The sequence below is a fragment of the Brevibacillus sp. AG genome (assembly GCF_028369215.1).
In the GTDB taxonomy this organism is placed as follows: Bacteria; Bacillota; Bacilli; order Brevibacillales; family Brevibacillaceae; genus Brevibacillus; species Brevibacillus porteri.
Window position 1 is genome coordinate 208,224 of record NZ_JAQMYO010000001.1, and the last position, 11,027, is coordinate 219,250.

Consider the following 11,027-nt stretch of genomic DNA (forward strand, 5'->3'; position numbering starts at 1 on the left):
AAAAGGAAAAGCATCAGCAAAAAGAGAAGAGGAACGCCATATGAAAGCAGTCAATTGGAACAGGCCGGACGACGATTTTACGATGACGTTTTGGAATCAGAACATCATGCAGTTCTGGACGGATGATGAGATCCCACTGTCAGATGACAAGATGTCCTGGATGGAGCTCAGTGCGACTGAACGGGACACGTATAAAAAAGTATTGGGGGGTCTCACCTTGCTGGATACGGTCCAGGGTGGAGTAGGGATGCCGAAGATCATGGAGCATGTCGATGGACTGCAAAGAAAAGCGGTTCTCGCCTTCATGGGCATGATGGAGCAAATCCATGCCAAATCGTACAGCAGTATTTTTACAACGCTGGCATCGACAGAAGAGATTGACGGTATTTTTTCGTGGGTGGAAAACAACCCGCATCTGCAAAAGAAAGCGGCCCTCATCTCGAAACGCTATCAAGAAATTGAGAAACCGAAAGACTTGTACATGGCGATGGTAGCCTCTGTCTTCCTGGAAAGCTATCTGTTTTACAGCGGCTTCTTCTATCCGCTCTATTTGGCGGGGCAAGGAAAGATGACAAGCAGCGGGGAAATTATCGACCTGATTGTTCGCGACGAGAGCATCCACGGACTCTATGTCGGCGTTCTCGCGCAAGAAGTATATCAAGGTCTGAGCGTGGTCGAGCAGACCGCAGCAAAAGAGGAGCTGTATGCCCTTTTGCATGAGCTGCAAGAAAATGAAGAGGCCTATACGACTTCGTTGTATACGGAAATCGGATTGGCTGACGAGGTTCATGTGTACGTGCGTTACAACGCGAACAAAGCATTGATGAATCTGGGGCTGGACCCGTTATTTCCAGAGGAAGAAGTGAACCCGATCGTACTGAACGGCATTCGCACGCAGACGAAGCAGCATGACTTCTTCTCGAAAAAAGGAAATGGTTATGTCCGCACGCTAAACGTAGAGCCGTTGACCGATGATGATTTTAAATTTTAGTATGACAAAAAATGGATTCTGTGTTACTGTATGAACAGTATGCTGCCCTGCTAGTTTATGGGGGGCACTTCACAGAACCATGACAATTTCATAAGAGTGGAAACAGGTTCTTTGGTCATCAAGCTTGACCAAGGATGAAAAGGGAAGTCGGTGAGAATCCGACACGGTCCCGCCACTGTATGAGGGGAGTCGGCACATTTTTCAGCCACTGATCCAAACGGATTGGGAAGGCATGTGCAGATGATGATCCCAAAGTCAGGAGACCTGCCTGTTTCGACGACACTGCTTAACCTACGGGAGATAGGGAGGTGTTAGGATGCTGTGATCTCAGTGCTTATTTGGCATTTCTAACGTTCTTTTTGATCGTTGGAGATGCCTTTTTTATTGGGCGGATTCAAATCAAGATCGAATAAAGAATGGAGAGGAAGCTCATGAAAAGCAGCAATTTGGGATATCCACGGATCGGGAAGAACCGCGAGTGGAAAAAGGCATTGGAAGCATTTTGGGCAGGCACCATCGATGAGGTGAGCTTGGAGCAGCAAATGGAACAAATCCGTCATCAACATCTACTGAGTCAGCAGGAAAAAGGGGTCGAGCTGATCCCTGTGGGTGACTTTACGAACTACGATCACATGCTGGATATGGCTGTGATGTTTGGAATGATCCCCAAGCGTTATGAATACGAGGGTGGCCCGGTTTCGTTAGCCACATACTTCGCCATGGCTCGCGGTTCGAAGGAAGCTGTCGCCAGTGAAATGACGAAATGGTTTAACACGAACTACCATTATATCGTCCCGGAGTTCGGTGAACGCCAACCATCCATTACGGAGAACAAGCCTCTCCAGGCATATTTGGAGGCCAAAGAAAAGTTTGGGATCATCGGAAAGCCTGTCATTGTAGGCCCGTATACGTTTGTCAAATTGTCCAAAGGATATGAGAAAAACGAATTTGAGCCCATCGTGGATCAACTCGTTCCGCTTTACATAGAAGTTCTCCGGGAGTTGGAGCTGCACGGCGTGGATTGGGTGCAAATCGATGAGCCTGCATTTGTACTGGATGTCTCGGTGCATGATCGCGCCATCATCAAACGTATCTATACGCAAATCGGTCAAGCACTACCGCATCTCCAGTGCATGCTGCAAACTTATTTTGAAGCGGTGGATTGGTATGAGGAGCTAGTTTCCTTACCGGTAAAAGGAATCGGTCTTGATTTTGTACACGGAGCGAAGCGTAATCTGACCAATCTCAAAACACACGGGTTTCCAGCAGAAAAGATTCTCGCAGCGGGAATCATCGACGGTCGAAACATATGGCGTGCATCGATTGAGGAGAAGTGGGAACTGGTCAAAGAAATTTCCGAGATTGTTCCACTCGAAAAGCTGTGGTTGCAGCCGTCCAGTAGCTTATTGCATGTACCAGTATCGGTTGAAGCAGAGACGGACTTGCCTGAGGAAGTCATGCCTGCATTGGCTTTTGCGGATGAAAAGTTGGGGGAAGTTCAGCTTTTAGTCCAAGGATTCCGATATGGAAAATATGTCATTTCAAAAGAGATTGCTCAAAATGAAGCGGACTTGCTCAAGCTGGCACTATCCCCAGCGAGGAATCGTCAAGAAGTGAAGAATGAGCTACGCCAAATGGCAGCTGGAAAACCTGAAAGAAGCGTTCCATACCAAGAACGTCGTGAGATTCAACAAAATACGTGGAAGTTGCCACTGCTGCCAACGACCACAATTGGTAGCTTCCCGCAGACGTCAGAGGTTCGCCAAGCCCGACAACAGTTTAAAAAAGGTAACTGGGCAGCGGAGCAATATGATGCTTTCATTCAAGCGCAAATCAAGGAATGGATCGATATACAAGAAGAGCTCGGTCTGGATGTCCTCGTCCATGGGGAGTTCGAACGAACAGATATGGTCGAATATTTTGGAGAAAAGCTCGATGGCTTTTTGTTCACGAAAAATGGCTGGGTGCAGTCGTATGGCTCCCGTTGCGTAAAGCCACCTGTTATTTACGGAGATGTGGAGTTTGTTGCACCAATGACAGTCAAAGAAAGTGTGTATGCAAAATCATTGACGGACAAACCAATGAAGGGTATGTTAACTGGTCCAGCGACCATTTTGAATTGGTCGTTCGCGCGGGTCGATGTCTCCAGACAAGAAGTGTGCGAGCAAATCGCCTTGGCATTGCGAAAAGAAGTAGAAGCCTTGGAAGAGGCGGGTATTCTCATGATCCAAGTCGATGAGCCAGCACTGCGCGAAGGATTGCCGCTCAAAAAAGAAGAGCAAGCAGCTTATCTCGAATGGGCCGTCAGAGCGTTTCGTCTAGCGACCTCTACCGTTGCACCAAGTACCCAAATTCATACCCATATGTGCTATTGCGAATTCCATGATTTTATGGATGTCATCAGCGAACTCGATGCCGATGTAATTTCGATTGAGACTTCCCGCAGCCATGGAGAGCTCGTGTCTGTGTTCGAAACAGGTACGTATGACAAAGGCATCGGGCTCGGCGTATATGATATCCATAGCCCCCGAATTCCAGCTGTCTCAGAAATGGAAGATATGGTAGCACGGGGTGTACAAGTACTTCCACCCGATCAATTTTGGATTAACCCGGATTGCGGGCTGAAGACAAGAGGGAGAGAAGAAACCGTTCAGTCATTACGAAACATGGTTGCGGCAACGAAGGCGATTCGGAATCGTTTGACATCCCAGTAGGGAAGGTGCACACGATGAGAGGAGCCACACAAATGATGACAGAAGCACGACCGATCCAACAATCGAGAACCTTTTTGACTGATCTCGTCTTGCCACCGGATACCAATCACCACCATACCATTTTCGGCGGGAAAGTCATGGCATATGTAGACAAGATCGCCTGCATCGCAGCCATGCGACATTGCCGTAAACCTGTTGTCACTGCGTCCAGTGATTCCTTCGATTTTCTCGCACCAATCAAAACAGGGGAAGCGATCAACCTGGAGGCCTATGTCACCTGGACTCATAAGACATCGATGGAGGTATTCGTGAGAGTGGAAGCGGAGAACTTGTTGACGGGGGAAAAGCGCATGACAGCACGTGCGTATCTGACGATGATTGCCCTCGACGATCAAGGAAAGCCGACGATCGTACCTGGTGTCATTCCTGATACAGAAGAAGAGCGCATACAGTATGAAAAAGCAAAGGAACGCCATGAATTGAGAAGAAAGCGTAAGGTAGAGATGTAAAGAAGACGATGCCTCCATTGACCTTGTATGCAACAGGTTACTGGAGGCATCTTTATTCGCATTCATACACCATTTTCAAAAATTCAAAATGACTTCCATTTCGTAAAACGCATACTGCATGATGCATGATGCGTAAGTCCCTCCTTAAAGCAACCCTTGCCGCAGCTCTTCTGTAAACTGCTCGACTAGCTCGGGTCTACCGTGGAACTGAGCAGGGGTATTTTGAAAGAGTGTGACTTCCCATTTGTCGCCTTGCTTTGCCGCTACGAGCGTCTGATGCGTATTCAATGCGGGGTCCAACTCGCTTTTTCCTGGTGGAATCATGCCTGCTATTGCTCGGACGATACCAACTTCTTCGCTCAACAACCGTACCGACCGGATTTTATAGACAAAGGGAGGTGTTTGATGATGGGAGAAAATTTCGTCGAGATGACTGAAAATCTCGTCACGCCCAATGATCTGACTGCCATCAAAGCCAATCAATTCACCTTCTGTTGCAAAAGGAGTGGACATGCCGGTAGCACTGCGATCATTCCAGCCTGTGATGAGTTGCTCATAAAGGGTGCGTATCGCATTTGCGCTTGTTGTTTTTTGCATGTTTGTTTCCTCCTGCTTTTCCAATTGGAAGATAGCTTATCATAAACGATCTTTTGCATGCAAAAAAGCCGCTGTCATACTCAGCGTGGAGAATCTTATGTCAGGAAGGGTGAGAACTCAAGCTTCTTTCCAAAACACAGGTCAACAGATGATGTAATGACTGCTATTTCCCTCCATAAAGAAAAATGGAACGGAAATGATACAAAAATGGGAAGGTAGTCATTCATCTGGCATTAAAATTGAAATGTGGCTAGACAAAGATGGAAGGATTACTACAGCTTACCCAATTTATGAACCGTAATCTAGGAGGATTCTTATGATACCTTACAAAATTTTTTTCGATGATAAAGCTGATAAACTACGAATAAGCTTACCTGATCACCTCACCTTAGTGGAAGAGTATTTGGAAGGCCAGGTTAGATCGGAACTTTCAAAAAACTTAATCTTAGATAGGATACAACGAGTTGTTTCCGGGGAAACAGAAGTATCAGAAGGGACAGGAAATTTATACAGTTCCGAAATACGGAGGGATTATACTCGAATTTATAACTCATACGTTGAGGAACAGCTAGAAGCGGGTATAGACACTGGCGAGGAATTGGAGTCGTTCATTGAAACAAAGTATTTTGCGGAGCTCGTTACGATTTGGATGGATGCTCTAAATGAGCATCGACAACAACGTAAGAACTGATAGTATTTGAGAAGACCGAAGTAGATAGCCACATAAAGCCGCTTGTTTAGTTAAGCGGCTTTTTCATATATGCCTTCATGTACGCATAATATGATCGCGATTGAATTATACCCATGTTGAGAGCTCAAAACCCCCTGTAGGAAATGTTGTTTTCCTGTATGGGATATGAAAGGGTACAGAGTGTAACTTTCTGTACCTTTTTTTATGTTAAATAAAATGTTCGCATAACTAATCGTTATTATCTTACCACTTTAACGTTTTCCTCCCTTTCCACCATCCACTAAAAAAACATTTACGCCTTATCCCTAAATATGGTATAACCGTCTCCATGATCAATCTTCCAATAAGGAAGCCGGTTTCATTCGCTTTCTCAGGGATGACGTGCCACTCTCCTGAAGATTCCCGTCTCTCCCAAATGTTCACGCGCTCAAGGGCATCTCGCTGGAAGTTAGTCAAGGCGAAGTCGTCACGCTGATCGGGGCGAACGTCGCGGGAAAATCTTATCATGATCGCCAAACTGCGACACCTTGCCAATCCGCGTCAAGTGGCCTTAACGAATTGAGAGATATCAAAATCCATCGGTGTGACAGGGCCGAAAATAGACTGTTGCTTGCTCGGGGTGAACGGATGTATGAAGAATCCCTTTTGGACAAACGCACAGAAATTGCATATTTACTGGAAAAGTTCGAAGCTGTGTTAGCCACACAAGAGCAGCAACTGATAAAAAAGGCAACTTTAGCGTTTAAAAAACAACTGGATCATGTAGAAGGGCGGTTCGACTACTAATGGGTGTGTGGGAAGTACTGGGGATTGAACCCACAGAAGATATTCAATCGATTAAAAAAGCCTACTCCAAAAAACTGAAGGTTCACCACCCAGAGGATGATCCGGAAGGCTATCAAAGGCTAAGAGAAGCATATGACCATGCAGTGAAGGCTGCGAAAAAGGGAGACATCAAAGAAACTGGCCCGTCGTTCAGCGATGAAAACAACATCCATATCTGGCCCAATCCTCCCAACACAGTCGAGCTAACAGTTGAAACTATAGACCGACTAGAAGAGATTGACCCAGTAGATGAATTCATGGAACAAGTTGAAGAGCTGTATTCTGATTTCTCTTCCCGTATCAGGCATGAACAATGGTCAAAGCTTTTAAATAACGATATTGTCTGGAATGTAAGGCTCAAAGAAATAGTAGAAGTAACATTATTGGATTTCTTGCATGAACATCGGTTTCTCCCTAAAAGAGTTTGGGAATTCATCGAATACTGTTTTCGTTGGCGTGAACTAGCAACAGAAGATCCGGATGATCGAATGGAGCATTTCACCGAAGAGTTTTACCATTTTTATTGTGGACAATTGGATGAACCTGCTCTTCGTTATACCTTTATACAGCATGCAGCCGATTTAGACTACGATGTGTTTCTGAACAAGCGGGAGACGGCATATCAGGCACTTAAGGAAAACAATCTGGAACTGGCAGGTCAATCGCTTGATGAAGCATATGCGATGTATTCAGATGATCCTGACTTGCTTCGGCTACAGGGTGAATACTTCCTTCGAATGGGTGAAAAGGAGTCTGCTCTTGCTGCAATGGAACACGGGATCCGAATTTATCCAGATGACATCGATTGGTATCTGATTCGATCTCGGATATGGTATGAAACCCATCAATTCGTAGAAGCAAAAGACGAATGTCTGTACATCCTCTCAAGTATGCCTGCCAATATGGGTACCCTGCGTCTGTTGGGGAAATGCCTCATTCAACTTGGTGAGTTAGAGAAGGCAGAGGAGAACTACTTGAAGATATTGGAGAGTTTTCCAAATGATATTGATGCCATAACCAGCCTTGCACATATCCGTTCTGAGATGGTGGAGCGGGCCAAGCGGAGGCCCTTTTTCACCAGAAGATCAGTCATAAAGAGATTGTATAAAAAGCTTGGGAAGCCAAATTTTTTTGGCAGTGTGAAACTGTTTTGGATGCAGTTGCCCAAAGTAGGTGTCGTATTCACTCTATCCTTAATTCTTTTTCTACATGTTTTGTTATCTAATTCTTCCATCAATGATACCGAATTAACACCTATCTCCTATCTAAAAAATATGATTCATCCTGTAGAACTATCTTCCACTGAGGTGCTGAATCAACTGGATTATTCTGATATCGCCCAATTAAAGCTTCCCAGTGTTCATTTTCTAGGAATAACAGAGTATCAAGCAAAAGCCCAAACCGGTGCTATCAGTACTCGATATAATTCTTCCTATAGTAAGCAACGTAATTGGGCTCGAAGCATTCTCTCCACAGGATGGTTTTATGTTGCTAAGATTGATAACTCATCAATCGTTTTATTGGTCTCAGATGCCAATCAAGCAGTGCAGATACAAAAAAGTAATTTCATTGATTCGCCAGGAACAATCGTGAAAATGCCGCAAGAGTTACCTGAGTATGTATGGGAAGTTTTACAGATTACAGACTTTGGATCCAAATACAAAGATTCCAAATTTGTTGTCGATAAACTAATTGTTGTACATAATGTCACTAATGAAGTTCCCGTTAAAGCAGTGATTTATTCCGTATTGTTACTAGTTCTCTATGCATTTTTGCTTCGACTGTTTGTCAGAACCTACAAAACGGTCCGATTCTAATAAGGAGGAACCGATGGCACCCACCGTTCTTACATATAATCAGAAGGGTCACAGATTATTTCTGCGAGCTCTTTCGTCTGTTTGCTTTAGCAAAAGTGGAGCCTACTATCATGCGTTATATCATGAAAATTTAAGTAGACGAACGTGCCTATTTCTTCTTAAGGAAAAACAGATTACAGATAAGAACGCACTAATTGATACAATAAAATGGCTCATATCGGAAGGGAAGAGGGAAGAATTCAATCGTCTCCGTCATTTCTTATTTACTTTTTCCGAATCAGAACGAACGGCATACATTCAAGCGTTACCCGAGGACCATCAATCGAAATCTCAGTTGATTCTTGTCGATTACTATTCGAGATGTCTACCTTCAGAGGGGATTGCTGCTCATGACTATGCTTGGTGTATCCTTTTATCCAGAGCTGGTTTGAAACTGGGTTACTTGCAAAAGGATCAGGCAATCGAATATATGTTGAGTGCTGCAAGACTGGCACAACAAGCGTATTCCGGATGGAGTGAATATATTGCCGGTTTTGTGGCAGGAATTGATTTTTTAATTCCGGATACGTCTTTCCAAACTGCTAAAGAAAATCGAGGTTTCTACACCAAGCTGCTCGCCTCTAGGCACAGTCCCATGCGTCAAGTTGATTGGAATGTAGCTCTCAACAGTAATGAATGATCTGACCTTCGTGAAATAGCAGTCCTCAATCGTATCAAGAAGATGAAGGGCTGGCTTGATTTTGAGTAAGCCAAACAAATGTTCACAACATAGAGTGGTTACCAACACGTCCTCGTCGTTTAACACGAGGGCGTGTTTTTCAATAGAGGTATGGGATTATCTTAAAATACTGGAATAATATGTGACACAAATAATTGCCCCTCCGTCTTACCAGTGGTAAGGTCAAACCGAACTTATCCGCAAATCTGAACACTATTTGGAGGTGCCCAATGAAACTAAATCCATCCATGATGACGGTTATAGCGGCGTGCTTACTTGCCTCTGCACCTGCATGGACTACCCATCAACCAACGGTACAAGCAGCAAGCGATGTGAAAAAGGCAGAGTCTCAAAAAAATGATTATTCCCAAGATGTTCAGAATTCTCTGGACAAGCTATTTGAGACGATTCCAGAGTTGAAAGGGTATCGGCTAATTGATAAACATTATGAGGAAGACAGCTTTCGCGGTTATCCGTCACCGATCTGGAGCTTGCACTTCACCAACATGCCAAAAACAGACGAAAAAAAAGAGTATGACGCATACTCATCCGTTAGCCTTGAGCTGGATGCGCATACGGGCCGACTGCTTTCCATGGATATCCAAAATCCAGCATGGGCTTCAGCCGATTATCCGGAAGAAAAGCTTGCCAGAGACAAGGCTGCAACTTTTATCGAGGAATTATTCCGTACGGAAGCAAAACAGTTGAAAGCCGAACAAAAACTCGGCAGAGGAAAAGCAGGATCAGGTGACGGGAAAGGCAACAAGCTGGAGTGGGCTCACTCTACCGTGAAATTCCACTCTATTATCAATGACCTCCCTCTGTCCAACAATTCTATCTCCGTATTCGTTGATTATGCTGGCCATATTATTGGTTATGAAGCGTATGATTTCATCGATCCTAGCAAAGTGAACTGGCCTGATCCGAAAAAAGCGATAACACTTGAGGAAGCAAGCAAAATCTATAAGGACAAGCTTAAGATGGACCTGGTATACGTATCGGAGCAGCCGATTTCCTATGCTCAAAATGGAAAACCGGCAGAAAAGAAACCAATGCTTATTTATCAACTGAATACCATTGGTTGGATCGATGCTCTAACCGGCAAAGTCATAGGGGAAGAAGCCGAACTGGCAGGGGAGGGTGTTCGTGTAAAAGGAGAAGGGAAAAGCATCAAAATAGCTTCCCGCGAACAAGGAGAGAAATGGCTGAAAACACAGTTTGGTATTGATGTTTCAGGTGCGACCTTTGAATACGATGATCACAAGGACAATCTTTTAGAAGGACTTCAGACAATCGAATCCTATCGTTGGATGAACGATTCAAATAAAGGTACGCCTGCATTTGAGTTGGTGAGCCTCACGACAGATGAACAGAGTGATCGGCTCATCGGCTTCAATCTGATTTTGCCAGACCAACGAAAAACAGAGCAGAAAATCAGTGTAGAGGAAGCGAAGAAAAAAGCGATCGCAGCACTCGTACCTTATCTTGACCCGGCGTTAACGGAGCTATCGCTTATCGTAGAGACTCCTGAAGCAGATGTTCCGGAGTGGGTAGACAAGAACAAGCTGGATAAGGAAGAGGATAAAGAGTATTCATTCACTTTCCTCGTAAAACGCAACGGAATCGAAGTATCTGACGAGTCTTATATGGTGGGGGTAGACAAGGCAACGGGTACGATTACAGAGTTAAACCTCCACCCTCTCAACCCGGGCATTACCCTTCCAGATTCCAAGAAGATTGTAAGTGCAGCAGAAGCAAAAGAAACGATCCAACAAGAAATTGAGCTGGAGCTGGTCTACGTGTGGGAGCAGTTTGATGGTCAAAGAGCTCCCGAACCGCAGTTGGTCTATCAGCGCAAATGGAAGAATGGCTATAGCTTTATCGATGCTTCGACAGGGGAGCTCGTCAAGGTGTCCCGCCAATAAATGACGTAACAGCCGATTTGCTCTCACAGCAATATCGGCTGTTTTTGGTGAGCCTAGCATGGGCGTAGTCTCAAGGGGGAAAGTCCCGAACAGGGGCTGGCGAACAAGGCAGCGTCCAAAGCAGCGTCCAAAGCCGCCAAGGGCTATTTGGGCGACCGCCAACATAGTGCCGATATTGTACTGTGAGACCTTAGCGGTCGTTAACGTGGTTTTTTCGCGTTTTGCTGGCGGTACCATAGC

At 45.0% G+C, this 11,027-nt stretch carries 9 protein-coding genes and 1 riboswitch; of the genes, 8 read left to right on the top strand and 1 reads right to left on the bottom strand.

Translation table 11 applies throughout. The annotated features are described in order from the left end of the window. The first annotated feature begins 40 nt into the window (after positions 1 to 40). The 3 genes from nrdF to POF51_RS00895 all read left to right on the top strand — a co-directional run bounded on the left by nrdF (position 41) and on the right by POF51_RS00895 (position 4,214). Positions 41 to 991, top strand: coding sequence for a class 1b ribonucleoside-diphosphate reductase subunit beta (nrdF, locus tag POF51_RS00885; protein WP_017249005.1), 951 nt, complete (start codon positions 41 to 43; stop codon positions 989 to 991). 87 nt (positions 992 to 1,078) lie between these two features. Then, a riboswitch (cobalamin riboswitch) is annotated at positions 1,079 to 1,277 on the top strand. A gap of 145 nt (positions 1,278 to 1,422) precedes the next feature. Next, positions 1,423 to 3,705, top strand: a complete 2,283-nt coding sequence (metE, locus tag POF51_RS00890; RefSeq protein ID WP_069844848.1) for a 5-methyltetrahydropteroyltriglutamate--homocysteine S-methyltransferase — start codon at positions 1,423 to 1,425, stop codon at positions 3,703 to 3,705. A 14-nt stretch (positions 3,706 to 3,719) separates the two neighbouring features. After that, positions 3,720 to 4,214 carry an acyl-CoA thioesterase gene (locus tag POF51_RS00895; protein ID WP_069844849.1) on the top strand — a complete coding sequence of 165 codons (495 nt, stop codon included), beginning with the start codon at positions 3,720 to 3,722 and terminating at the stop codon, positions 4,212 to 4,214. Positions 4,215 to 4,358: 144 nt separating this feature from the next. On the opposite strand, the gene POF51_RS00900 is transcribed toward POF51_RS00895, so the two are convergent. Then, positions 4,359 to 4,811, bottom strand: coding sequence for an SgcJ/EcaC family oxidoreductase (locus tag POF51_RS00900; RefSeq protein ID WP_069844850.1), 453 nt, complete (start codon positions 4,809 to 4,811; stop codon positions 4,359 to 4,361). A 316-nt stretch (positions 4,812 to 5,127) separates the two neighbouring features. Between POF51_RS00900 and POF51_RS00905 the strand changes: the two genes are divergently transcribed. The 5 genes from POF51_RS00905 (at position 5,128) to POF51_RS00925 (ending at position 10,787) form a co-directional block, all read left to right on the top strand. After that, positions 5,128 to 5,502, top strand: a complete 375-nt coding sequence (locus POF51_RS00905; protein WP_069844851.1) for a hypothetical protein — start codon at positions 5,128 to 5,130, stop codon at positions 5,500 to 5,502. 558 nt (positions 5,503 to 6,060) lie between these two features. Next, a complete protein-coding gene (locus POF51_RS00910) occupies positions 6,061 to 6,288 on the top strand; it encodes a hypothetical protein (protein ID WP_211434889.1) in 228 nt (75 codons plus the stop codon). Next, a complete protein-coding gene (locus POF51_RS00915) occupies positions 6,288 to 8,144 on the top strand; it encodes a J domain-containing protein (protein WP_069844853.1) in 1,857 nt (618 codons plus the stop codon). The genes POF51_RS00910 and POF51_RS00915 overlap by 1 nt, the downstream gene beginning before the upstream one ends. Positions 8,145 to 8,157: 13 nt before the next feature. After that, on the top strand, positions 8,158 to 8,823 hold the full coding sequence (locus POF51_RS00920; RefSeq protein ID WP_069844854.1) for a DUF1266 domain-containing protein: 666 nt from the start codon (positions 8,158 to 8,160) through the stop codon (positions 8,821 to 8,823). A gap of 269 nt (positions 8,824 to 9,092) precedes the next feature. Then, entirely contained in the window at positions 9,093 to 10,787 is a 1,695-nt protein-coding gene (locus POF51_RS00925; protein ID WP_271753302.1) for a YcdB/YcdC domain-containing protein, read from the top strand. Positions 10,788 to 11,027: the final 240 nt, after the last annotated feature.

What these genes read in the sequence shown, in the direction of transcription:
- nrdF (WP_017249005.1), top strand. Translation starts at nt 41, where the DNA reads ATGAAAGCAGTCAATTGGAACAGGCCGGACGACGATTTTACGATGACG.
- metE (WP_069844848.1), top strand. Translation starts at nt 1,423, where the DNA reads ATGAAAAGCAGCAATTTGGGATATCCACGGATCGGGAAGAACCGCGAG.
- POF51_RS00895 (WP_069844849.1), top strand. Translation starts at nt 3,720, where the DNA reads ATGAGAGGAGCCACACAAATGATGACAGAAGCACGACCGATCCAACAA.
- POF51_RS00900 (WP_069844850.1), bottom strand. Translation starts at nt 4,811, where the DNA reads ATGCAAAAAACAACAAGCGCAAATGCGATACGCACCCTTTATGAGCAA.
- POF51_RS00905 (WP_069844851.1), top strand. Translation starts at nt 5,128, where the DNA reads ATGATACCTTACAAAATTTTTTTCGATGATAAAGCTGATAAACTACGA.
- POF51_RS00915 (WP_069844853.1), top strand. Translation starts at nt 6,288, where the DNA reads ATGGGTGTGTGGGAAGTACTGGGGATTGAACCCACAGAAGATATTCAA.
- POF51_RS00920 (WP_069844854.1), top strand. Translation starts at nt 8,158, where the DNA reads ATGGCACCCACCGTTCTTACATATAATCAGAAGGGTCACAGATTATTT.
- POF51_RS00925 (WP_271753302.1), top strand. Translation starts at nt 9,093, where the DNA reads ATGAAACTAAATCCATCCATGATGACGGTTATAGCGGCGTGCTTACTT.